Origin of the sequence: Nostoc sp., from assembly GCF_036917635.1 — a bacterium.
Classification (GTDB): Bacteria; Cyanobacteriota; Cyanobacteriia; order Cyanobacteriales; family Nostocaceae; genus Nostoc.
Window position 1 is genome coordinate 1 of the sequence record NZ_JBALCW010000022.1, and the last position, 23,120, is coordinate 23,120.

A 23,120-nucleotide genomic window follows, 5' to 3' on the forward strand; every position below is an offset into this window, starting at 1 on the left:
AGCTAATGCGACTGCCAAGGTTAATCTTTGTTTTATTCGGTTGATGGTTAAGAGGCTTGCTGCACCTTCTTAGATGTCAAATGGGTTCTATATAATAGACATCTCCGGAAATTAAATATCTGCAAAATGAAACCCTTGTAGAGACGCGAAATTTCGGGTCTCTACATTCTTTTTCGGAGATGTCTAATGGCGATTCCTAAAGCTAGAGGATAGTATTGTTACCATCGATTTGACGGATTATCCCCTCCCACCTGTGGAACAAATTCTCGGATTTTTAGTTTGGATGGTTCAAAATAGTTGATAGATGGGTAGACATTGGCGTAGCCCACAGGAGGCATCGCATTGCAGCATGATATCCCCTCACAAGCAAATCTGTGACAAAATAATATTGTTGTCTTATAGCTAATGCGATCGCTTACGACCTATGATTTCTACCATCTCGCGCCGCTACACCTTGGATGAATATCGCGCGATCGAAGAAAAAGCCGAAGGACGCAGCGAATATCGAGATGGAGAAATTGTACCTATGCCTGGAGGAACGCTCAAACACAGCCGCATCGGTGGCAATATTTTTGCCTATTTCAAGTTTCTGCTGCGCGATACTCAATTTGAGCCAATTAACAGCGATTTAAGGCTGTGGATTCCTGAGCATCGACGCGGAGTATATCCAGATGTGATGATTTTTGACGGCGAACCACAACTAAATGCTGAACGTTTAGATGAAGTCTTAAATCACACGCTGATTGTTGAAGTTTTATCTGCTTCCACCGCAGATTACGACGGGCAAAATAAATTTCGCATGTATCGCTCAATTGCGAGTTTTAGCGAATATTTATTAGTCGAGCAGGATGAACCGTTTGTTGAACGCTATAGTAAGCAAGCTCAAGGTTGGTTGCTTAGTGAATTTAGCGGCTTAGAGCTATTTATTCCTTTGAATTCAGTTAGTATTGATTTGCCGATGGCGGAAATTTATCGCGGCGTTGTTTTTGAGTAAAATAGCTCTGGCTTTTTTCGACAATGCACCCTATATTAGGGATGCGATCGCATTACGACTGTGGACACACATCAAATACCAGTTGTGAACGATAGAAACACACATCAAACTCCAAAAAGAAGTTCATACGTCCTAGCAACAAAGGTACATCATTAGATAAACTCCACGCAAAAACTAACCGAACAGGCTCAAACGATCCAATCTGAGCAGATACAAGCAAACCTCTTGCTTCAACGGGAGCCAAATTACCAGCCAAAATTACAGAAATCGTCTGTTCTTCCCAAATTGCGCCTAGTTGAATACCAATACTATATGGCAGAACGCTGACGCTTGCTCCAGTATCTAACAAGCCTGAAACGTCTACTGATGAGTTACGATAGGTTAATATTAATGGTAGCTTTGGCAGCGCATCAGGAACACCAAATGTATCGTATCCGTCTGTAAAGGAGAATCTTTGAGGATTAACCATTGTGCATTTACTCGTCTGACTCTAGCAGTTGAGCAAGTTGATGTGCAGCTGCGTGGGAATTAAGTGGCGACCAAATAGGGTAAGTTGCTCCTTGCTCTAATGATGGTTCCTCATCCCTAGATAATTCTGAAACTAGAAACTGCATAACTTTCAGTTTGTCTGCACGAGTTAAATTTCGCAGGGTAGGAAATAGCTCTACGGCGTTCATAATTATCATGTTGGAGATGAATCAACATTTCTATCTTTTCACAAATTTTATCAGGCTGCGGTATCAGCTTTGTAAATTTGAGATCATGCTGCGTTGTGTTTTGCAACAATAAATCTTATGGGAGGGATGCGATCGCACTATAACGCGATTATTAAATGACAGTTAATCGTTTAATCCGAAATCCTGACATAACCTCTCTATTGTAAAATTATGCCTCATTTTACATGCTGTGTGCGGGTTTCTAAAAAGGCCTTCTTCCCAGTCTGCCTGACTTTTAGGGACTGTTTTTATCCATTCAACACGGACAAGGTACTCGGATTTATCCAGGTCATCAGCATATTCGCCCATACTGGGAGCAACAATTGGTGCATCTAGGATTGGTACTTGTTGCCCATTGAACAATACCTTGAAGTCTTTTACACGTACAGCAGGATGTGTTACTAGACCAACGCCGACATAACCAGTTTTCGGTATGTAGACGAATACACGCGACCCAGGAAACAGCAAGTTTATTAAAGGTCGGCTATAGTTTTTCTCACTACCAGCAGAGATAAAACCATATTTTTGGCAGTCCTCCCAGTTTCTATGTTTGCCTTCGCCAAGATTGACATAAAAATCACGACCATTCCAAGCCTCATCAGATTCTTTGGCATTTGATTTACTAGCTTTTTTTTTCAGATTTTTAGGCTCAGTGATAATTTTTGATTTAATAATTGGAGCATCTGAATTTAAATAACTATCTTGTTCTTCAATCCGAGGTGTTATTGTAGTATTTCTCTTAATATAGTCTTTGTTAATACATAATATAACGGTTCCCATTCAGATGCGGTACAACATTATATCGCCAGGTGTAGGGGCATGGCAGTGCCATGCCCCTACCGATGTACCTCACATAAACGAGAACCGCTATACGAGTAATTCTAGATATATTCGTATGAGAACCTCAGATAATGTATAGACTCTTTCATACGCAGCTATTCCCAATCCTCGTACTTCAAGCCATCAATACGGCTGAATTCGCGGGTGTTGTGGGTGACAAGAGTGAGATCATTTGCTAAGGCGATGCCTACGGCTGGCTACGCCTACGCAGCAATTAATAAATCATTTGCTCCAATTGGAGTTCCCAAAGCATTAAGACGTAATTTCTACACTAGCGTAAGTCGGCATTATGAGTGACTATTAGGGTTTTCAATTATTAATCCCTCACTTCCAACTGTTGCATTCAATTCATTATCTGCGGAGACAAAGGTAATAGGAGGTAATCCATTAGCAATACAAATAGTGTTGACTGCACGACCTACTGCTAGTTGGATAGCATCATAACCTCGTAAACCATAAGTTTCAGATAATACCATTCCAGAATTAATAATATTTTCTGTGATTTAAACGATTTGATAGTCTTTCTGTAAATCACTTTTGAACTGATTGCGTGTTATTGTCGCATCTGTAATGCTAATACTTCCACCACGCGATTGCCTGGTAATTGCCGCTATAATTTCGACAGCAGTTATTGCAGCAATAAATACCTCATTTTTGAGAGTCGGATCAAATAGCTGCAAAACCCAACTCGATCCAGTTTCACTAATATAACGCTTGACCAATGCGCTACTATCTATAAAGTAGATTGCCATCTAACGACGTTCCTCAATTATAGTTTCAGAAATAGGCTTTCCCTCAATCTGAATTAGTCGTCGCTCAGTTATTGGTTCATAAGCAGGATGTTTTATCTGCTTTATTAAGCCAGAATCGATTAGAGCTTGGTGAAATGCTGCTTGCTTGACTGTTTCTTCTTTATCAGCAAGATACTTTTGAATAGTCTGATTAAGCTGCCGAAGTTCTTCTATTTCAAGTGTTTCAAGCTGCTTAATTATTTGATTTAGGGTTGCTAGCGCCATAATTTTATATTTGCTTCGCTATCAATAAGTTTTACCCATAGATTATACCAAATTCTATAAAGATGGTATATTTATTAGCTAATTTAACTACTTTTATAAATTATTTCCATTCTCAACTTCTCAATCTCCAATCTCAACTTTTCATTCTCCATTTTTAACTTAGCATTTTCCTCCCTAATCAACTCAACTTCATTCCTTTTACTCAAAGCCTGATTAATCGCCAACTTCCGCATATCGAGCGAAAACCAACGCTGATAAGTTTGGGTATGAACTTGCACACTATGCCCCAAATTATCCGCAGCCGCTTTAATTGGGATTCCTAAAATATGCGCTCGAATTGCCCAAGCGTGGCGTAAATCATAGGGTTTAAAATCTAATCCTATCTTGCGAAACCACCAACTAACTCGCTGTGTTAACGCGGTTATCTCCGCATGATTGGTGTTATCTTTTTTAGCGATCGCACCCCTCAACATCTCTAAATATTTCGGATTTCTCAAATCAAAATCCTCAATCCATTGCCTATATAATGGCAAGGCTTGTCTCTCACCAGTCTTACAATCTTTATCAACTTTCCATGTTAAATCTGTATTTTCTTGACTCAACCACCAATGAATATCAGGATTAATAAAAAGTTCTCGTGGACGTAAACCAAAAACTGCTAACATTCCATACGTCCAGCGCCAAAGTTGCCAGCTATCTTGAACATTTTGATTAACTTGATTACCTCTATTATGTTGGTAATCTTCAAACTTGAGAATTCCCTCCGATATTTCTGCATCAGTCGGTATATTGCGGGAATTATTCTCAGGCATTTTGGAATATTTAGATAAATCAATTTCGATATTGAATGTCACACAAAATGCTGCGATCGCTCTAGCTGCATTATATTTAGCCCATTCCTTATCGATTTGCTCAATTGAACTGAGCAGATTTGGCGCGATCGCTAACTCTTTAGGATTCGTAAATCGCTTAGTTCTGGAAAAGTAATAAAAAAAAGTATGTTCGCTTTTGGTTGTGCGTTTATGAGTTTTAAAATACTCAGTTTCAAATTCTTCGAGTAATTCTCCTATGGTTTTAAAATCTTTTTTAATAGCCTCATTACCTAAATATTTATCATTCCATTCAAAGGTTTTTCGAGCGATTAACTTCCCTAATTCATAGGCTTCTTCCTCAGCCGTCTTGAGTCCATCCAAGTTAGCGGGAATATTCAAACTGAGATTATATTGCTTTCTCCCAGTTCCATTACTATCTTTGTCTCCCGGTTTAATTGGTAACGTTGCCCGTAATTGCAGACTTCCATTCGATTCTCTAATTGTCACCTTTGCCTTTGCAGACTTCAAACGCAGATTAACCTTCTCTAATTCTAGTACTACTTTCGTTCTCATCATGCGCTCTTTGTTGCTGTGATTGCAGAGATAAACACAAACACTGGGCGGTGTTGCATATTTGCAAGATAATTTTGCTGGTTTTGTGGGATGGGACGGAAAGCCATTGGTGTCAACTTAACGAATAAGTCAGGTAAGAGAAAGCGTTCCAGAGTTGCCCTCACCCCCAGCCCCTCTCCCATTTTTGGGAGAGGGGCTGGGGGTGAGGGCAAAACTCATACAGTCAGAAGATTTCAGCAAAACGTTGACACGAATGGCATCTTGCCCGTCCCTTGTATTTGCAGACGGGCAAAATGCCCACCATACAAAAATCATCCCTTGATTCAGCAACGCCCTGGCTCAGGACAACATTTAGATGATGCCTGAGTCCTGAACTTGATTATGCATCGCTGTGTTTTTAGCCTATATTTAGCCTAAAAATAAATGTGTTCTCAGCGAACAATGCTTATTGCTGACACTGTTTACTGCAAACATTAGGCTGTTGAAAAAAATTAAACCACAAAAAGGATTACTCCGGTCCTTATCACGGTTATGACGGCTTCGCCATCTTCGCACGCGACATGGACTTGGCACTCAACAGCCCAACCTGGGGATTAATTGGCGCTCCTTGGAATGAAAAAGCTAACGCTAAGAAGGCTGAAGCTAAGGCTAAGGCTGCCGTTTAGGGAAATGGGAGAGAGAGATAAGTAAGGATAACCTGGGGTTTTAGCCCCAGGGGGGAGTTGAGAATACAAAATTCAAAATTGAAAGATTAAAAATTTATTTTGATTTTTGCATTTTGAATTTTGAATCATATTCCCACTCCCTATCCCCCACTCCCACCTCAATTACTAAAGAATTCAGTAACCTTGGAGATCCACAAATGCCTCAGAATCCTGAAAAAATTCAAGATCACGTCGAGTTATTCCACCAACCAGAGTACCAAGAGCTATTTGAGAACAAAAAGCAGTTTGAAAATGGCCACGATCCCGAAGAAGTAAAACGGGTTTCGGAGTGGACAAAGGGTTGGGATTATCGGGAAAAGAACTTCGCTCGTGAAGCTTTAACTGTTAACCCTGCTAAAGGTTGTCAACCATTGGGAGCAATCTTTGCTGCTGTTGGTTTTGAAGGTACTCTACCTTTCGTTCAAGGTTCTCAAGGTTGCGTTGCTTACTTCCGCAGCCACTTAACCCGTCACTACAAAGAGCCATTCTCTGGTGTATCTTCTTCCATGACTGAAGATGCAGCCGTGTTTGGTGGTCTGCAAAACATGATTGACGGCTTGGCGAACTCTTACCAACTCTACAAGCCCAAGATGATTGCTGTCTGCACCACCTGTATGGCAGAAGTAATTGGTGATGACTTACAGTCTTTCATCAACAACGCTAAGGAAGCTGGTTCAGTTCCTCAAACTTTCCCAGTCCCCTACGCTCACACCCCTAGCTTTGTCGGTTCCCACATCACTGGTTACGACAACATGATGAAGGGAATTCTTTCTAACCTGACCGCAGGTCATAAGAAAGAAACCAGCAATGGTAAAATCAACTTCATCCCAGGTTTTGACACCTACGTAGGTAACAACCGCGAAATCAAGCGGATTGCTTCTTTGTTCGGCTTTGACTACACAATTCTTGCCGACAACAGCGATTACCTCGATTCACCAAACACAGGTGAGTTCAATATGTACCCAGGTGGTACAAAGCTAGAAGATGCAGAAGATTCAATCAATGCGAAAGCTACGATCGCTCTGCAAGCACACTCCACCCTCAAAACCCGCGAGTACATCGAAAAAGAGTGGAAGCAACCAACCTCAGTTATCCGTCCTTGGGGTATTAAGGGTACTGATGAGTTATTGATGAAACTCAGCGAATTGAGTGGTATCCCCATTCCTGAACAATTGGAAATTGAACGCGGTCAGGCAGTTGATGCCATGACTGACTCCCACTCATGGATTCACGGCAAGCGCTTCGCTATCTACGGCGAACCAGATTTAGTATACAGCGTTGTTGGCTTTATGCTAGAAATGGGTGCTGAACCTGTGCATATCTTGGTTAACAACAGCAACGAAGTATTTGAAGCAGAAATGAAAGAACTGCTTACTTCTAGCCCCTTTGGTAAGAATGCAACTGTTTGGGGTGGTAAAGACTTGTGGCACATGCGATCGCTGTTGTTCACCGAACCAGTAGACTTCCTGGTTGGTAACACCTATGGTAAGTATCTGTGGCGTGACACCAAGATTCCTCTTGTGAGAATCGGCTACCCCATCATGGATCGCCACCACTTACACCGCTACGCCACCATTGGTTACCAAGGTGTGATCAACCTCCTCAACTGGACTGTAAACACCCTGTTTGAAGAAATCGATCGCAACACCAACATTCCTTCTAAGACAGATATTTCTTACGACTTGATTCGTTAGAAATTGCGTAGAAACATAACGTGTTAATTAAAGGGCGGGGAATAATTCGTAATTCGTAATTCGTAATTCGTAATTATGGATTATTCCCTCCTTTTTCTTTCTAGCATTGTCCTAATGTATCTATAATTCGTAATTCGTAATTATGAATTATTTTCCTCTTTTTGTTTTTAGCATTTACCCAAGGTATATATAGATGGAAACCATCAATCACACTCACGAACACACTCACACTCATTCTCATCCTAATTACCATCCACCTAATCAGATAAAACGAGGGTGGTTCAACAATCTTCTTAATCCGTTGCGCCGTGTAGTGGATGGAATTGAGGTTAAAAATAATCGCATCGCTCATCTAATTTGTCAAACAATTCCTTGCTGTTGTCCCTTTGAACGGCAATTTAAATTATTTGGGCGGTCTATTGATATTCCACCACTGTGTAAACTCAATCCTTTATATGACGAATTTGTGGGATTGCGTTTCCGCGCTCTATCTTACCTCGCTGATGTATGTGCAGAGGATGTCACGAAATATATTTGTTAGTCATTAGTCATTGGTCATTGGTCATTGGTCATTAGTTGTTAGTTATTCAAAGGACAAATGACAAATGACAATTAACAATTAAGAGAAGAGAGATGAAAAGCACCCAAGGCAAAATCAACGAACTGCTGACTGAGACAGGATGCGAGCATAATCAGCACAAACAAACAGAAAAGAAAAACAAGTCTTGCGCCCAACAGGCACAACCTGGCGCGGCTCAAGGGGGCTGCGCCTTTGATGGTGCAATGATTGCTCTAGTACCGATCGCAGATGCTGCTCATTTAGTCCACGGGCCTATAGCCTGTGCTGGTAATTCCTGGGGCAGTCGTGGTAGTCTGTCGTCTGGTCCGCAACTCTACAAAATGGGCTTTACCACTGACTTGGGTGAAAATGATGTCATCTTCGGTGGCGAAAAGAAGCTTTACAAAGCAATTCTGGAACTCAAAGAGCGCTACCAACCAGCAGCAGTATTCGTCTACGCCACTTGCGTTACAGCCCTAATTGGTGATGATATGGATGCTGTCTGCAAAGCTGCGGCTGAAAAGATTGGTATTCCTGTTGTTCCCGTAATTGCCCCAGGATTCATCGGCAGTAAAAATCTCGGCAACCGTTTTGGTGGTGAAGCTTTATTAGAATATGTTGTCGGCACAGCAGAACCGGAACATACAACGCCCTATGATATTAACTTAATCGGTGAATACAACATCGCCGGGGAAATGTGGGGAGTAACACCACTGTTAGAAAAGTTAGGCATCCGTATTTTGTCTAAAATTACGGGCGATGCTCGCTACAATGAAATTCGCTACGCCCACCGCGCCAAGCTCAACGTCATGATCTGCTCACGAGCCTTGGTAAACATGGCGAGAAAGATGGAGGAACGTTACAACATCCCTTACATTGAAGAGTCTTTCTACGGCATCGATGATATGAATCGCTGTCTGCGAAATATCGCTGCTAAATTAGGCGACGCTGATTTACAGGAGCGGACAGAAAAGCTAATTGCCGAAGAAACGGCTGCTTTAGATTTGGCACTGGCTCCTTATCGCGCTCGACTCAAAGGTAAGCGGGTTGTGTTGTATACAGGTGGTGTCAAGAGTTGGTCGATTATCTCGGCTGCTAGAGACTTAGGCATTGAAGTTGTTGCTACCAGTACTCGAAAGAGTACTGAGGAAGATAAAGCCAAAATTAAAAAGTTGATTGGCAACGATGGCATCATGCTGGAGAAAGGGAACGCTCAAGAATTGCTACAACTGGTTAAAGATACTCGCGCAGATATGCTGATTGCTGGTGGACGCAACCAATATACAGCTTTAAAAGCTAGAATTCCTTTCCTTGATATCAACCAAGAACGCCACCATCCTTATGCAGGTTATGTGGGAATGATTGAAATGGCGCGGGAACTGTACGAAGCTCTCTATAGCCCGATTTGGGAACAAATACGCAAACCCGCTCCTTGGGAAGAAGAGGAGGCAGTTTAATGGCGATCGCAACTGTTTTGACAAGACCAAATTCTCATCTTTTCCTCTCTGTGTACTCTGCGTCCTCTGTGGTTAAAAAAAATTATTTTTCAACCGTAGAGGCAAAAGAGACGCAGAGTCAAGAGCTTGCAAATGAGGAGGCAGTTTAATGGCGATCGTTACCACTTCTAACAAAGCACTGACGGTTAATCCCCTCAAACAAAGTCAAGCTTTGGGTGCAACCTTAGCCTTTTTGGGATTGAAAGGGACGATGCCCTTATTCCACGGTTCTCAAGGTTGTACTGCTTTCGCTAAAGTTGTCCTAGTGCGGCATTTCCGGGAAGCGATTCCCCTAGCTACTACAGCGATGACAGAAGTCACTACTATCTTGGGTGGTGAAGAGAATGTGGAGCAAGCAATTCTGACTCTGGTAGAAAAGGCTAACCCGGAAATTATTGGTTTATGTAGTACTGGGTTAACGGAAACTAGAGGAGATGACATCGAGGGTTTTCTTAAGGAAATCCGCGATCGCCATCCCGAATTAAATGATTTAGCGATCGTTTTTGCACCTACCCCAGATTTTAAAGGTGCCCTGCAAGATGGCTTTGCTGTCGCTGTCGAAAGCATAGTTAAGGAAATTCCTCGCGCAGGTGGAATCAGAACTGAACAAGTCACGATTTTGGCGGGTTCTGCCTTCACACCTGGGGATGTACAGGAAATCAAAGAGATGGTCACGGACTTTGGACTAGTACCCATCTTTATACCTGACCTTGGCGCTTCTCTAGATGGTCATTTAGAGGATGCTTATAGTGCAGTTACAGTCAGTGGGACTACCTTAAAACAGCTACGAGAAGTAGGTAGTTCTGCTTTTACCCTGGCATTGGGTGAAAGTATGCGGGGGGCTGCCAAGATTCTGGAAGAACGCTTTGGTACACCTTACGAGGTGTTTGGCGAACTGACTGGATTAGAACCAGTAGATGAGTTTATCCAAGCATTGGCGATTCTGAGTGGTAACAGCGTACCCGAAAAATACCGCCGCCAACGTCGTCAGTTGCAAGATGCGATGTTGGACACTCACTTCTACTTCGGCGCAAAACGAGTTTCCTTAGCCTTGGAACCTGATTTGTTGTGGTCAACAGTGCATTTTTTGCAATCGATGGGAGCGCAGATTCATGCTGTGGTGACAACCACGCGATCGCACCTTTTGGAAAAACTCCCGGTAAAAAGCATCACCATCGGCGATTTGGAAGACTTTGAGAGCTTATGCCCTGGCTCTGATTTACTCATTGGTAACTCGAATGTCGGTGCGATCGCCAAACGCCTCTCAATTCCTCTTTATCGTCTCGGATTGCCCATTTATGACCGTTTAGGTAATGGTCAATTTACCAAAGTTGGCTACCGAGGCACAATGGAGCTTTTATTTGGCATTGGAAATCTGTTTTTAGAGGCAGAAGAAGCGAGAGTTAAACAGTTCCAAGAGTTCGGAATTGTGAGCGCTGAGTTTTGAATTCACACTTGAAATTCAAACCAGTTCAGTTAAGAGTCAATCCTCCCTAACCCTCCTTTTTAAGGAGGAAATTCAGCAAGCCTTGCCCCTTAAAAATAAGAGAATTTAGCCCCCCAATTTATCGGGGGCTTGGGGGGTTCCGAGTATTACTAACTGAACCGTATTGCTTCAAAATTCAGAACTTTAGAGAGGAGAATTACAATGAAAATTGCCTTCACGACGAGTGACCGAGTTCATATTAACGCCCACTTCGGATGGGCAAAAATGATTGATGTTTACGAAATTTCCGATGAGGGATATCACTTCCTAGAAACCCTCAATTTTGAAGGCGAACTCAAAGAAGATGGGAATGAAGATAAAATCAACCCAAAACTTGAGGCGATAGGCGACTGTACGATTGTTTACGTCACAGCAATTGGTGGTAGCGCCGCCGCTCGGTTAATTAAGAAAGGTGTCACCCCAGTGAAGGCGCGATCGGAAGAAGAAGAAATTAGTGAAGTGCTAAACAAGCTAGTCAAAACCCTCAAAGGTAATCCTCCACCTTGGTTGCGTAAAGCTTTACAGCCAAAAGCTAGAAACTTTGCTGATGAAATTGAAGACGAAGCAACAGTATGACCGCAAATAATAGTGTTAACGGAACCGCGACAACTGAAGTCTTGAACTCACCTTTTCTTAAGGTATTAATCAAACAAATCCGTGGTCAAGACAGTTATGGGGTTTATCGTACTTGGTCGGATGAGTTGATTCTTAAACCCTTTATTGTCACCAAACAAAAGAAACGGGAAATCTCCGTTGAGGGCGAAGTTGATCCGGTAACTCAAGCCCGAATTATGGCCTTTTTTCGAGCTGTAGCTGCTGGGATTGAACAAGAAACAGGTTTAATATCCCAGGTTGTGGTTGATTTAAGCCATGAAGGATTTGGCTGGGCGCTAGTTTTTTCTGGTCGTCTCTTGCTAGCCGTAAAAACCTTGCGAGATGCTCAACGCTTTGGCTTTGACTCGCTAGATAAATTAGCAGAAGAGGGAGAAAACTACGTCAAAAAAGGTCTTGATTTGGCGAAACGCTTTCCTGAAGTTGGCAAAATTTAATTAGTCATTAGTCATTGGTCATTGGTCATTAGTAAAAGACAAATGGCTAATGACAAAAGACAAAGCGCAAAGTCTGAGCGGACGTTTCCTCCGTTGGCGCAGCCCGCCGTAGGCATCAGAACTTTGTAAGAGAGGACAAAGGACAAATGACAATTGAGGAACTACAAGGACAAATCAGACGGCTTAACAGCAAAGCAGGTCAAATGAAAATGGATCTGCATGATTTAGCTGAAGGTCTGCCAACAGATTATACACAACTTATGGATGTTGCCGCTGCAACTTATGAAATCTATCGCCAGTTAGATGAACTTAAGCAACATCTGAAACAATTGGAGAATGCTAAATGACTAAAACTATTGATGAATTCAAGAAGCTCGTAGATGCAGAAGAATTTTTTCAATTCTTTAACATGTCCTACGATTTAGAAGTTGTAAATGTAAATCGTCTACATATTCTGAAAAAATTCTCTCAATTCATCCAGGAAATTGATAATAATTCTCCTGACTTGAGTCAAGAAGAGAGACTAAATCAATATTCTTTGGCTTTGCAAAAAGCTTATCAGGTATTTATCGAATCAACACCCCACGAACAAAAGCTGTTCAAGGTGTTTAACGACAAACCGAAAAATGTAGTCACACTGACAGAAATCACTTCTGATTAGGAGGTATAAATTGGTTAACCTAACGCCTACCGAATTAGAACGCTATCGTCGCCAAATGATGCTTCCGAATTTTGGCGAAACAGCACAGAAACGCTTGAAGTCAGCGACGGTTCTGGTGACAGGTGTGGGGGGATTAGGCGGTACGGCGGCGCTTTACTTAGCAGTAGCGGGCGTTGGGCGGCTAATTCTAGTCCGGGGTGGTGACTTGCGGCTGGATGATATGAATCGTCAGGTTCTTATGACTGATGATTGGGTAGGTAAGCCAAGGGTATTCAAAGCTAAAGAAACTCTGGACGCGATTAATCCTGATGTCCAAGTGGAAACTGTTCATGATTACATCACCCCAGAAAATGTAGATTCGTTAGTGCAATCCGCCGATATGGCTCTTGATTGCGCCCACAACTTTACAGAGCGCAATTTGTTAAATGAAGCCTGTGTGCGATCGCGTAAGCCAATGGTGGAAGCCGCAATGAATGGGATGGAGGCTTACCTGACAACGATTATTCCTGGTGTGACTCCTTGTTTGTCTTGTCTGTTTCCAGAAAAGCCTGATTGGGATCAGCGCGGCTTTTCAGTTATCGGCGCTGTTTCTGGGACACTAGCTTGTCTAACGGCGTTGGAGGCGATCAAGCTGATCACCGGGTTTAGTCAGCCTCTATTGTCGCAATTGCTGACAATCGACCTAAATCGAATGGAATTTGCTAAACGCCGTTCTCACCGCGATCGCTCTTGTCCAGTATGCGGCAATAGTGCGCCTTGGAGACACGCGCAATCCAATTCGATGGAACCCACGGGTATTGCACAAAATAGTTAATTTTCGTCATTAGTCATAGGTCATTGGTCATTAGTGAATAACAAAGGACAACTGACAAATTGGACTTTGGACAACCCCACCTGAAATCAGAACAACTAATCGCTACAAATCAGGAGACTTAATGGCAGTTATTTTATCAGAAAAAGCAGAATTTCATCTGCGGGCATTCCTCAAAGGTTCCGCACCCGATGCTGATGGCGCAACTAAAGGTGTCCGCATCTCGGTAAAAGATGGTGGTTGCAGTGGCTATGAATATGCAATCGATATCACCAGCAAGCCCCAACCAGATGATTTGGTAAGTCAGCAAGGCAAAGTGCTAGTTTACGTTGATGCCAAAAGTGCGCCCTTATTAGATGGAGTTATCGTTGACTTCGTTGAAGGAGTGATGGAAAGCGGTTTTAAGTTCATCAACCCCAATGCAACTGATACCTGCGGTTGTGGAAAGTCCTTCAAAACAGACGACGGTACACCTACTGGTGTACCTTGCAGCTAACATCATTCCGTTAGCGCTAAGTCAATTTTAGAGGCTTCTCATAGATGCACTCCGCATTATCAATGCCCTTGAGGTAGCTTCTAGTTTGTGTTGCATCCCTTACCTTAAACCTATAGAGAAGCTAATTAAACTTAGCATCTCTGTAAGAAGAAGGGAAGCAAAAAGTAGGATAGGTTGCTCAAAAAATTCGGAAATTAGACCAACTGTATAACGTTTGAGGAGAATCGGAAAATGGCTTCCTACCAAGTTAGATTAATCAACAAAAAAGAAGACATCGACACCACAATTGAAGTTGACGAAGAGACTACCATCTTGGAAGCGGCAGAAGAAAATGGTATTGAGTTGCCCTTTTCTTGTCACGCAGGTTCTTGCTCTAGCTGTGTTGGCAAGGTTGTCGAAGGTGAAGTTAATCAAGACGATCAAAACTTTTTAGATGACGATCAGGTTTCTAAAGGATACGCTCTACTTTGTGTAACTTATCCTCGTTCTAATTGCACAATTAAGACTCATCAAGAAGCGTATCTCGTCTAAAGTATTACTTTGGCTGCTAAAGGTAGCAACCAAATAAAAAATGAAGGATGAAGGATGAAAATATACTTCCTTCTTCCTTTCACAATTCCTAATTTATAATTCAAATGTTTTCCCCCTTTAGTGTGACTGGCTGTTCATTAGAATTATTAAGAACGGGAGAGCGAGGAATCGTTATTTTCTCTAAAAGTCAAGATGAAACAATATTAAAAAAACTGAGATTAATGGGGGTAACACCAGGAACTACTATCACCTTAGAACAAAAGTTTCCCTCACCAATTATTAAAATAGTAAATACATCTTTAGCACTAGATATAGCAAGTACTTACGCAATTTATGTCCGCGTTATTGATAATTGAATTATTTATTTAACAGCTACATAATCTATTTTTAACCAATAATTAAGTAAGTGGGCGCAAATAATCATCTTTGGCTCGTAGTTGCGCCCTCTTGCGCTTTAGCGCAACTACGAGCCAAATATAGAGATTTTACTTTTCGTTACATAGTTTGGTTTTATCTTGCGTACCTACTTATTAAATTAATTCGTAACTCATAGGGTACAAACCAACTACGAATTACGAATGACAAATTACATTGACCTCACTCTTTTCCTAATTAATTCCAGGAGTCAGGTCACTTAATTTATAGATATGAATGCAATTTGGTCTTAGAGATAGAACCGCTTACAAGAAGAGGTAAGGTGCCTATTTTTTAATCAACAGCAACTATCACATCTGATGATTTAATTACGGCATAAGCCTGCTTCCCTTCTACAAGTCCCAGCTTTTCTGCTGATGATTTTGTGATTATTGACACTAACTCTACTCCTGGTGCAACTTCTATAGTTACCTCTGTATTAACTGTACCAGCTACAACTTTCTTTACAGTACCTTTGAGAGAATTCCGAGCGCTAATTTCCATTTTTTGTCTGTGTTTTACTTGTTTTTACTTAAATAAACTAGCAAATTTTGGTTGGAAAAGGAAAAGATTTGAGATTTCTTAATAAGTGCCAGGGATATAAAGCAAATCTAAACATAAGTATCTCTATTTTATTAAACACAAAATTTAATGAAAACGTCAACATAGTTCAGTTAGTCGAAAAAAATAAATTTTAAAATAACTAATTGATGCAGGTGCGGATATCAATGCTAGAAATAGCGATGCCTCCGGCGGGCTACCCCTACGCAACAATGCTTTGTGGTTTGCTTGTTTTGGTAATCACTACGATTTAATTTATTACTGGCTGTCAACATTAACATTGATAACCAAAATGATAACGGAGCAACTGTTTTAATGTAATGTATGCAGCTTCAGCCGCAAAAACGGAAGTAGTCAAGTTACTTTTACAGCATCATCCTAACTTATATTTGAAAAACTTAGACGATTATAAAGCAATAGATTTTGCTAGAAATGTAGAAATTTTAAGGATACTCAAAAATGTCACAAAGTAATATATCAGGAAAAGCTTATCATGACGCTACCAAGCATTCTTACTTATCGGTACAACTCGATCCAAATTATGTAGATGCTTCAACACAGCCATCTTTATTTAAAGTTTATCCAAAGTTTTATCGGAGAGGGAAATTAAATCTCAATAATCCTGTTCATTATTTTATCTACTTAACCAGTGCGATAACACTAGAAAAAGTATATAAAAATGGCCCATTAAAACTGCGGATGAATCCATCAGCAGGCGCTTTATATCCTACGGAAGTTTACGTACAGGTTCGCGGCATTGAGGGAATGGTAGATGGTATATATCATCTAGAAGTTGAGAATAATTGTCTAACTCTCATCTATGAATTAATTGATGATGGGTTAGAGAATTATATTATACCGGGAAAAAGTATCAACGGATTCATCTTTTTAATTAGTTGTGTTTATTATAGGTCTAGCTGGAAATATCAAAATAGAAGCATGAGATATTGCTTCTTAGATAGCGGACACCATTTAGGTGCAGTTGCAGCTTCAGCTTTTCTCCACAACCGAGATATACAACTAGTTTTTGACTTTGATAAACTTGCGCTCAATTCAGATTTGGGTTTTGAGAATAAGGAGTTTATTACTGGTTGTGCGGTGTCAGGAGAACTACAAGACAAAGAAATTAGACGTTTAAGGCTGAAAGTTCCTTTTGTCTGTGGTACTGATTATTTTGAATCCAATCAATTTATTGAAGATGCCTATCAAGCAACTGCTCTACAAAAGAGTCGTCAGCAGAAATTAGAGTATCCTCAATTTGATTTTGCTCGTGATAAATTTTATCAAGTTGTTTGGGCTAGACGTTCTATTAGACGTTTCCGGAAAGAGTCTATTTCTCAAGAAGATTATTTATATATAGTGCAACAACTTCAGCAGTCAATACCGACAGAAAACTATGAGGAGATAGAAATTTACTCAGTGGTGCATCGAGTTGAGGGAATGACACCTGGGTTATATAAAGGTACGTATCTGGTTAAGACAGGTAATTTTAGTGAAAAGACGGGTTACTTATGTATTAATCAGGCTATTGCTAGAGATAGCGCTGTAACTTTATTTTTTGTGTCAGATTATTTAAACTATCAAACTGCTATGCAAATAGCTGGTTTTGTTGGACAGAGACTTTATTTAACTAGTAATTATTTGGGAATTCAGTGTAGTGGAATTGGTGCTTATTATGATGACGAAACCCAAGAATTCTTAGAAACAAATAAAGATGTACTTTATGGAATGGTAATTGGAATATAAGCAGGAAGCTAAAGAGAGATGCCTAGAAAGATGTATTACTTCAATGGGGATGACTCACATCCTATACAACCGACATCGGCAGATATTATACTGCGGCAGCAACTAGAGTATTCTATTAGTAGATACTTTTATGATGCTTGCGATCGCACCATTCAAAATCTTCTATCTAATTGTCGGTGGTATGTCACAACCCATGCTAATGCTCTAACATTGGTAATTGAATGTCCCGATCAAGTTACTAATTGGCGTATTTTACAAAAAATCGTGCCAATGGGGACATTATTATATGGAATTATCAGCAGTGCTAAAATCCGTGTTTGTCCCCCAGAGAGTCAAGTCGTACCTTTTGAAATGAGGGTAGATGAACTTTCTGTTTATCGAGATTGGGCTTAAGAAGAGAGTTAGGAGTTAGGAGTTAGGAGTTTAAAATTTCTACTCATTATTTTGGCTGATGAGTGCAGCTACCTCTTCAAAAACTAAATCGGCAGAATGTTTGACAATAGGACTTAACTCTAGTCCAAAACCAAGATTTGCCGCTTCAATTAAATAAACTGTCACCTGATCGGGAAAGTCTTTTTTAAAGATTTTCCGTCCGGCGGCTAAAGCATTATCCCAACGAAAATCATGCAAGTTATAACTAGGTTCGGGCAAAGCTTCGAGTTCTTTTCCTGGAACTTTAAACACAGCACCAGGTTCAGAACCTGTTGAACTTGCATCAATAATTATTAATTCATTACTACCTCTAGCTTTAAACATTACTTCCATCCCTGCTGTGCCACAGTCATAAACTTGCACATGAGGATGAGGGTTTTCAGCTAGATATTTTTGTAAGCGTTGAGCAATGATTACGCCTACTGCATCGTCACTGCGATTGAGATTTCCGCAACCAATAATAGTTAGCATGGGATGAGATTTAATCACTTTGGTGAGTTGCAAAAGCACTGTCATCGATAAATAGATGAGGTAAAGCACAATTTCAGGTGCTATTAGACTACCAAGAGCAGTATTCAAAATTTTGATATGTTACACTGCTGAGTGCGCTTTAACATCCCAGACAGAAGTGTTTATCTGCTCTTTAGTGCCGGATAACACTATAGGCAGCCTGTTAAACCGTATAGGAGTAGTTAAATAAATAGTTAGGCGTGCTACCTACACTTAAAATTCGATGGTCAAAATTCTTAATCCCGTAGCTTTAGTTCTCGGCTTCATAGGTGCCTTTCTCGCTTTTCTTGATAGTTGGCGCACTGGCTCACGGTTTAGCGAGAGAGGTGTCAAACTTGGGTATGAACCAACTTTGAACACGTGGTTTTGGAAATCGTGTGGAAGTATTGGCTTCGCGCTGATTACGATCAGTTTTGCTCTCCAATTGTTCGCCGCCTGTATTGCTATTGAATAGGTTGTAGTTCAGGCAATCAGCACTACTAAAACAGAGGCTCTGGCTAATAATCTAGACAAAGCCTCTAAAAAACTAAATTATCAGCAGGAAACTAGAACTCTACACCATGTTTCTTGGCGATTTCATTCAGTTTATCATACTGATCTTGTGATACTTTAGTTAATATCTCTTCAGCCTGTTCTCTAGTACTTCCTTCTTTAGGAATTAAGTACTTGATATAAAGAGAGACAAAATCGGCTGCGATCGCTAAACCGGATAAAGCGTGTTTGTCTGCTTCTTTGCCTGCGATCGCAGCTACCAAACCGGCTTTAATTGGGTCTGGTTTAACTTTCATGAACTGCTCGACAAGTTTAGGAACGTAGTCTTCTGGTGGCAAATTATCTAACTTACTTCTATCAGGAGTAAAGTTACATTCTGCGGCTTTTGCCTGTTCTAAAACACACCATTCGATGAACTCTTGCAATGCTGCATCGGGAACGCGAGGGAGATATTCGTGTAGCGCTAAATCAGACACAAGCTTACCGTGTAATTTTCTGTTTTATGCAAATGCATTAAGGCAAGCCTAGCGCACTCTTTCTATAAGTTTTAGTGTGTTACGCTACGAGTTTTGAAGAAAGGGCATTGGGCATTGTAAATTGGGCATTATGACACTTGCGTAAGTCCTAATTTTTCCTGAGCAAGTGGATTTTTTACCCTGTTTGGGCAATTACTTGTCCTATTTCTTGAGGTGTTGCACCTATTGCTAGCATTGCACGTATTAAGAGTTCAATAGAAACTGAAGCATCACCATTCTCAGCTTTGGCAACACGGGGTTGGCTAGACTGAATTTTCTCTGCTAACTCTACTTGCGTCATCAATTTTTGTCGCCGTTCTTTGAGGTTGCGGCTAAGGGCTAATTTAATCTCAATTAGGGTGGTTTCTTGTGGTGTGAGTTCTAAAAATTCGGAAACTGTGCCAACTTTCCAGCCCTTTGCTTCTAGATGTTCTCTTTTAGCTTTCTCCATATTAGTCCTCTCTGTCTAGATCATACTTATTCAGTCGTTTTTTGCAGCTTTTAATCACATTAGCTGGTGTCGTTTTAGTTGTTTTGTTAAAGATTTCAAGAATCAAAATTGCATCGTCATCAATTCGGTAAATAATTCGCCAGTTTTTATCTGTGTCCTTAACTCGTAGTTCATGACAGTGTATTCCGATACTTGGCATGGGTCTTGAATGAGGCATCCCAAGATTTTCACCTTGCTGCAAACATCTGAGCAGTACACCTACTTCTATGCGTGCTTCCAGGCTAAATGGCGGAGTTTTAACCTCACCATGCAACCAAACTAAAGGTTTATCGTTTTCATCCATGCCGTTATTTATATCATATCTGATATATTTGTAGTTATAACAGATATTGGTGGAGCGATCGCTTCTTTGGTGGTATAGACAGTAACTATCATTTTTGGGTAGAGTAATTTTACAGTCATTGATTATTTATGTAACTTATGCAAAGTATTACCGATAATCAGATAATAAAACAAGTAATGAAATAGTTGTAAAAGTATTAAAAGTTTTGAGCAAAAAAGATATGGTTTTAACAAGAGAATATTATTTCAAGCAAATTAGTAACAATTTAGCAGTCCTGGAAAATTCTATTGATTTCCGAACAAAATCCAACCTTCATGATTTAGGCATCATTGCAGAAGATTTTATTAGAGATTTGCTAAATATGATTTTTGGGTTGAAGCTTAAGAACCTTAACTCAATCACCTCTAACCAAGCTGGTATTGACTTAGGAGATTCAATCAACAAGATTGCGATCCAGATTACATCAACAACTAGTCGTAAAAAAAATTAAGACAACTATTCATAAATTCATATCCCATCAGCTTTATCAGGAATACTCAGAACTGTATATCTTTCTCCTGAAGAAAAAGCAACAAAGGTACAAAAAATTTGATGCACAAGGTTATTTTTTATTTGAAGAGACTAAAAATATTATTGATTTCAATGATTTGTTAACTCGAAATATAAAGCACTTAGAGACTAAAGAACTCAAAAAAGTATATAATTTTATATTAAGCGAAATCGATACTAATAACACTGAAATAAAAGCATTTAATAAAATCAAAGATATGCAGCCTATACATAACCAAATTCAGATTTGGCAGTATAGACCCTTTCTTTTCCACTATTTAAATATTCATAGGCTACTAAGCATAGCAGCTATTAGTGGATTACGACCTAGTTACATACCTGTTAAAGGTATAGATGAATTTGGTAATATACGTACTTTGCCATTTGATGATTACCACAGATTAATAGCTTTTGCAGAAGATTTACTTGAAAATTGGCATCCTATTGTTTTGAATTTACAACAGTATGATAATTTAACAAAATCTCATATTGGATGTATCTTTGAATTTTTTCAAACAGATTTTGTTTCAAAAAATATTAAATTTTGGGATGTTTCTGCTAAAAAGCCTCAGATGTACGGAATTTATAAGAAAGATCCTCATCTATATTTTGAGGTTGAAAATATGAAGATATATTTGCCAATTAATTTAGCTTGGATGGCTACAGATACCTCTTTTCATAACTTTGGAGTTGATAATGGAAAAGTAGAGTGTTTATCAGGAATTTGCATCCTCAAAAGTATATCTAGTAATAAAGAAGCTCTTTTTACTCCTTTATTAATTGGTGTTTATGATTATTTTGCAGAGATGCAACAGGCAGTTATACAGGGCAAAAGAGATTTAGAAATAAGAACATCATGGTAAAAAATCTCTAGCAGGAGTGGTAGATAAAAGAGTATTAATTATTTTGGATAAAATATTGATGAGCTAATAACTAACTAGATAATAATTAGCTATTAGCCATTAATATCTTTTAAGCAGTCCGAAAACGCGCTAACTCTTCGCCTGTCTTAGCATCATGGGCGTGGACTGTACACACCAAACAAGAATCAAACGATCGCGCCACATGCCCAACTTCCACCGGATCGCTAGAATCATAAATGGGTGTCCCGATTAAAGCTTCTTCAATCGGGCCGCGAATACCTTCACCATCACGAGGGCCAATATTCCAAGTACCGGGGGCAATAACTTGGTAATTCTTAATTTTACCGCCCTCCACTTCTACCCAGTGAGATAATGAACCGCGTGCGGCTTCCGTTGCACCCCAGCCGCGTCCATCTTTTTCTGTGGGTTTGATATACCAAGGGTCGTTTAATTTGAATTCGCGCAAACAGTGTTCAGCTTGGCGATATAACTTGACAAGTTCGTGAACTCGTGCTAGCTGGCGCACATGAATACTAGCACCACCCATGTTTTTGAAGACATCTAGGATAAAGGGGTCGTAATGTTGCCAAGATTCGCCATGTTTTCCACCGGCGACTAATTGACGCGCTAAGGGGCCAGTTTCCAAACGTCCGAAGTCTTTGTGAAGGACTGCACTCGACCAAGAGTAGGCGTTATCGAAGTCTTTGGTATTGATTGCAGTGGGTTTGGTGGTGCGATCGCTAGGGTGAATATCTGCTGTCCCTTCATCGTACCAAGAACGAGTTGTATTCTCGCGGATAAATGACTGATCCATTAAAACGTGAGTGTCTGCAAAGCTGTCATACACTCCACTTTTCATAATCATTGCCGCGTTTCGTCCTTCAATAGTCGGCTTTTGGTATTTATCTTCATGGGCTAAATATCCCCAAGTGACATATTTACCAACACCAGCGCCATATCTATCTAGACCGATATCTAAACCCATGCGCCAATAAAAACCTAAGTCAGAATCTCGATGCTTTCGGTCTTCATCTAACCAGTTTCTAAAGTCATCATAACTTTGGATTTGTTCGTAACGTTCTAAAGAACAACCTAGCCATACTGGTTCTAACCAATTGGTGCGGAAATATTCGAGAAGCGCCCAAGCGCGGGTAATGTCTGTAAGGGTTGGGGCGCACATCACGCCACCAGGCACCATATAACTGCTGTGGGGCCATTGTCCGCCCAATAGTGCATAAATTTCTACAGGTTTAGCAGAAATTGTGATGCCTAGTTCGTAAGATTTCCCTGTGAAAGCAGCAAAGCGTCTTACGGCTTCCTCATAAAAGCGACTATGGCGGTATTTTTTATTAGTTAAATCAATGGCAAACAATCCATAAAAATAGCGGGGGATGCTTTGAATTGTTTCGACAATTTGACCAAGATTTCTCGCCAAAATTGCATTGCGAGGAACTTCTGTTTCCCAAGCTGTATCTAATGCCCAAGATGCACAAGTTAGGTGAGAACCGCCACAAATTCCGCAAATCCGAGGCGTGACAATTAATCCGGCTTGGGGGTCTTTACCGCGTAGGATAACTTCAAATCCGCGAAATAATTCGGCGTGTGTCCAAGCGTTGACTACCCGCCCATTTTCAATATCAACTCGAACGTCTAAATCGCCTTCAACTCTACCAACTGGCGATATATCTAATGATTGAATTGTCATTTTTTATTTGTCCTTTGTCATTGGTCATTGGTCATTGGTCATTAGTCATTGGTCATTAGTCATTTTTTATTGGTTAAATAGACATCTTTAGAAATTAAATA

At 40.4% G+C, this 23,120-nt stretch carries 30 protein-coding genes and 4 pseudogenes; 20 read left to right on the forward strand and 14 right to left on the reverse strand.

Translation table 11 applies throughout. The annotated features are described in order from the left end of the window. Positions 1-424: 424 nt before the first annotated feature. Positions 425-994, forward strand: coding sequence for a Uma2 family endonuclease (locus V7K32_RS06805; protein ID WP_334991502.1), 570 nt, complete (start codon positions 425-427; stop codon positions 992-994). A gap of 52 nt (positions 995-1,046) precedes the next feature. Here the strand turns inward: V7K32_RS06805 and V7K32_RS06810 are convergent, their stop codons facing one another. From V7K32_RS06810 to V7K32_RS06840, 8 genes and pseudogenes are all read right to left on the reverse strand, one after another. Continuing rightward, a complete protein-coding gene (locus V7K32_RS06810; RefSeq protein WP_334991504.1) occupies positions 1,047-1,463 on the reverse strand; it encodes a retroviral-like aspartic protease in 417 nt (138 codons plus the stop codon). Positions 1,464-1,470: 7 nt separating this feature from the next. Then, entirely contained in the window at positions 1,471-1,671 is a 201-nt protein-coding gene (locus V7K32_RS06815) for a hypothetical protein (protein ID WP_094327414.1), read from the reverse strand. Positions 1,672-1,833: 162 nt separating this feature from the next. Further along, complete coding sequence (locus tag V7K32_RS06820; RefSeq protein ID WP_334991506.1) at positions 1,834-2,490, reverse strand: hypothetical protein; 657 nt, start codon at positions 2,488-2,490, stop codon at positions 1,834-1,836. A gap of 155 nt (positions 2,491-2,645) precedes the next feature. Further along, positions 2,646-2,735: pseudogene (locus V7K32_RS28670) on the reverse strand (type II toxin-antitoxin system VapC family toxin); the annotation flags it as partial. Between the two features lie 102 nt (positions 2,736-2,837). Then, entirely contained in the window at positions 2,838-3,026 is a 189-nt protein-coding gene (locus V7K32_RS06825; protein ID WP_334991508.1) for a hypothetical protein, read from the reverse strand. 27 nt (positions 3,027-3,053) lie between these two features. Continuing rightward, a complete protein-coding gene (locus V7K32_RS06830; protein ID WP_334991510.1) occupies positions 3,054-3,302 on the reverse strand; it encodes a type II toxin-antitoxin system VapC family toxin in 249 nt (82 codons plus the stop codon). Continuing rightward, on the reverse strand, positions 3,303-3,566 hold the full coding sequence (locus tag V7K32_RS06835; RefSeq protein ID WP_334991512.1) for a hypothetical protein: 264 nt from the start codon (positions 3,564-3,566) through the stop codon (positions 3,303-3,305). A gap of 83 nt (positions 3,567-3,649) precedes the next feature. After that, positions 3,650-4,982: pseudogene (locus V7K32_RS06840) on the reverse strand (site-specific integrase); the annotation flags it as partial. A gap of 59 nt (positions 4,983-5,041) precedes the next feature. Between V7K32_RS06840 and V7K32_RS06845 the strand changes: the two are divergent. The 14 genes and pseudogenes from V7K32_RS06845 (at position 5,042) to V7K32_RS06905 (ending at position 14,794) form a co-directional block, all read left to right on the forward strand. Further along, the gene (locus tag V7K32_RS06845; RefSeq protein ID WP_334991514.1) at positions 5,042-5,317 is read left to right on the forward strand and encodes a hypothetical protein; all 276 of its coding nucleotides are present in this window, start codon (positions 5,042-5,044) and stop codon (positions 5,315-5,317) included. A gap of 131 nt (positions 5,318-5,448) precedes the next feature. Next, positions 5,449-5,616: pseudogene (locus tag V7K32_RS28675) on the forward strand (nitrogenase molybdenum-iron protein alpha chain); the annotation flags it as partial. Between the two features lie 197 nt (positions 5,617-5,813). Then, positions 5,814-7,349, forward strand: coding sequence for a nitrogenase molybdenum-iron protein subunit beta (gene nifK / locus V7K32_RS06850; protein ID WP_334991516.1), 1,536 nt, complete (start codon positions 5,814-5,816; stop codon positions 7,347-7,349). A 193-nt stretch (positions 7,350-7,542) separates the two neighbouring features. Then, positions 7,543-7,890: a Mo-dependent nitrogenase C-terminal domain-containing protein gene (locus tag V7K32_RS06855; RefSeq protein ID WP_334991518.1), complete on the forward strand. Its 348-nt coding sequence runs from the start codon at positions 7,543-7,545 to the stop codon at positions 7,888-7,890. Between the two features lie 92 nt (positions 7,891-7,982). Continuing rightward, positions 7,983-9,365: a nitrogenase iron-molybdenum cofactor biosynthesis protein NifE gene (gene nifE, locus V7K32_RS06860; protein WP_334991520.1), complete on the forward strand. Its 1,383-nt coding sequence runs from the start codon at positions 7,983-7,985 to the stop codon at positions 9,363-9,365. 148 nt (positions 9,366-9,513) lie between these two features. Further along, positions 9,514-10,851: a nitrogenase iron-molybdenum cofactor biosynthesis protein NifN gene (nifN, locus tag V7K32_RS06865; protein WP_334991522.1), complete on the forward strand. Its 1,338-nt coding sequence runs from the start codon at positions 9,514-9,516 to the stop codon at positions 10,849-10,851. A 201-nt stretch (positions 10,852-11,052) separates the two neighbouring features. Next, positions 11,053-11,466, forward strand: a complete 414-nt coding sequence (gene nifX / locus V7K32_RS06870; RefSeq protein WP_334991524.1) for a nitrogen fixation protein NifX — start codon at positions 11,053-11,055, stop codon at positions 11,464-11,466. Further along, positions 11,463-11,939: a NifX-associated nitrogen fixation protein gene (locus V7K32_RS06875; protein WP_334991527.1), complete on the forward strand. Its 477-nt coding sequence runs from the start codon at positions 11,463-11,465 to the stop codon at positions 11,937-11,939. The genes nifX and V7K32_RS06875 overlap by 4 nt, the downstream gene beginning before the upstream one ends. Positions 11,940-12,085: 146 nt before the next feature. After that, on the forward strand, positions 12,086-12,286 hold the full coding sequence (locus V7K32_RS06880; RefSeq protein ID WP_185580868.1) for a CCE_0567 family metalloprotein: 201 nt from the start codon (positions 12,086-12,088) through the stop codon (positions 12,284-12,286). Then, positions 12,283-12,600: a nitrogenase-stabilizing/protective protein NifW gene (nifW, locus tag V7K32_RS06885; RefSeq protein WP_334991528.1), complete on the forward strand. Its 318-nt coding sequence runs from the start codon at positions 12,283-12,285 to the stop codon at positions 12,598-12,600. The genes V7K32_RS06880 and nifW overlap by 4 nt, the downstream gene beginning before the upstream one ends. Positions 12,601-12,610: 10 nt before the next feature. Then, positions 12,611-13,414 (forward strand): HesA/MoeB/ThiF family protein, encoded by an 804-nt coding sequence (locus V7K32_RS06890; protein WP_334991530.1) that lies wholly within the window; start codon positions 12,611-12,613, stop codon positions 13,412-13,414. 121 nt (positions 13,415-13,535) lie between these two features. Continuing rightward, positions 13,536-13,907, forward strand: a complete 372-nt coding sequence (locus V7K32_RS06895; RefSeq protein ID WP_190890070.1) for a HesB/IscA family protein — start codon at positions 13,536-13,538, stop codon at positions 13,905-13,907. A gap of 231 nt (positions 13,908-14,138) precedes the next feature. After that, positions 14,139-14,438: a 2Fe-2S iron-sulfur cluster-binding protein gene (locus tag V7K32_RS06900; protein ID WP_069069799.1), complete on the forward strand. Its 300-nt coding sequence runs from the start codon at positions 14,139-14,141 to the stop codon at positions 14,436-14,438. Positions 14,439-14,542: 104 nt separating this feature from the next. After that, positions 14,543-14,794, forward strand: a complete 252-nt coding sequence (locus tag V7K32_RS06905; protein ID WP_334991534.1) for a ferrous iron transport protein A — start codon at positions 14,543-14,545, stop codon at positions 14,792-14,794. A gap of 352 nt (positions 14,795-15,146) precedes the next feature. Here the strand turns inward: V7K32_RS06905 and V7K32_RS06910 are convergent, their stop codons facing one another. After that, the gene (locus V7K32_RS06910; RefSeq protein ID WP_334991536.1) at positions 15,147-15,356 is read right to left on the reverse strand and encodes a TOBE domain-containing protein; all 210 of its coding nucleotides are present in this window, start codon (positions 15,354-15,356) and stop codon (positions 15,147-15,149) included. Positions 15,357-15,555: 199 nt separating this feature from the next. On the opposite strand from V7K32_RS06910, the pseudogene V7K32_RS06915 reads away from it, so the two are divergent. From V7K32_RS06915 to V7K32_RS06925, 3 genes and pseudogenes are all read left to right on the forward strand, one after another. Then, a pseudogene (locus tag V7K32_RS06915) lies at positions 15,556-15,886 on the forward strand (ankyrin repeat domain-containing protein); the annotation flags it as partial. Beyond that, positions 15,873-17,159 carry a nitroreductase family protein gene (locus V7K32_RS06920; protein ID WP_334991538.1) on the forward strand — a complete coding sequence of 429 codons (1,287 nt, stop codon included), beginning with the start codon at positions 15,873-15,875 and terminating at the stop codon, positions 17,157-17,159. The pseudogene V7K32_RS06915 and the gene V7K32_RS06920, both read left to right, overlap by 14 nt. Before the next feature lie 18 nt (positions 17,160-17,177). Next, positions 17,178-17,552 (forward strand): hypothetical protein, encoded by a 375-nt coding sequence (locus V7K32_RS06925; RefSeq protein WP_334991540.1) that lies wholly within the window; start codon positions 17,178-17,180, stop codon positions 17,550-17,552. A gap of 39 nt (positions 17,553-17,591) precedes the next feature. Here V7K32_RS06925 and V7K32_RS06930 read toward each other — a convergent pair whose 3' ends face one another. From V7K32_RS06930 to V7K32_RS06945, 4 genes are all read right to left on the reverse strand, one after another. After that, positions 17,592-18,062 carry a hydrogenase maturation protease gene (locus tag V7K32_RS06930; protein ID WP_334991652.1) on the reverse strand — a complete coding sequence of 157 codons (471 nt, stop codon included), beginning with the start codon at positions 18,060-18,062 and terminating at the stop codon, positions 17,592-17,594. Positions 18,063-18,646: 584 nt separating this feature from the next. After that, positions 18,647-19,069, reverse strand: a complete 423-nt coding sequence (locus V7K32_RS06935; protein WP_334991542.1) for a hypothetical protein — start codon at positions 19,067-19,069, stop codon at positions 18,647-18,649. 175 nt (positions 19,070-19,244) lie between these two features. Next, entirely contained in the window at positions 19,245-19,559 is a 315-nt protein-coding gene (locus V7K32_RS06940) for a helix-turn-helix domain-containing protein (protein ID WP_334991544.1), read from the reverse strand. A gap of 1 nt (position 19,560) precedes the next feature. Then, on the reverse strand, positions 19,561-19,902 hold the full coding sequence (locus tag V7K32_RS06945) for a type II toxin-antitoxin system RelE/ParE family toxin (protein ID WP_334991546.1): 342 nt from the start codon (positions 19,900-19,902) through the stop codon (positions 19,561-19,563). A gap of 220 nt (positions 19,903-20,122) precedes the next feature. Here V7K32_RS06945 and V7K32_RS06950 point away from each other — a divergent pair, with 220 nt between their 5' ends. Together V7K32_RS06950 and V7K32_RS06955 are read left to right on the forward strand one after the other, a co-directional pair. Then, positions 20,123-20,392: an SMEK domain-containing protein gene (locus tag V7K32_RS06950; protein ID WP_334991548.1), complete on the forward strand. Its 270-nt coding sequence runs from the start codon at positions 20,123-20,125 to the stop codon at positions 20,390-20,392. Then, positions 20,349-21,314: a hypothetical protein gene (locus V7K32_RS06955; protein WP_334991550.1), complete on the forward strand. Its 966-nt coding sequence runs from the start codon at positions 20,349-20,351 to the stop codon at positions 21,312-21,314. Before V7K32_RS06950 ends, V7K32_RS06955 begins: the two co-directional genes overlap by 44 nt. Positions 21,315-21,423: 109 nt before the next feature. Here the strand turns inward: V7K32_RS06955 and V7K32_RS06960 are convergent, their stop codons facing one another. Further along, positions 21,424-23,019 carry a nickel-dependent hydrogenase large subunit gene (locus V7K32_RS06960; protein ID WP_334991552.1) on the reverse strand — a complete coding sequence of 532 codons (1,596 nt, stop codon included), beginning with the start codon at positions 23,017-23,019 and terminating at the stop codon, positions 21,424-21,426. Positions 23,020-23,120 lie beyond the last annotated feature (101 nt).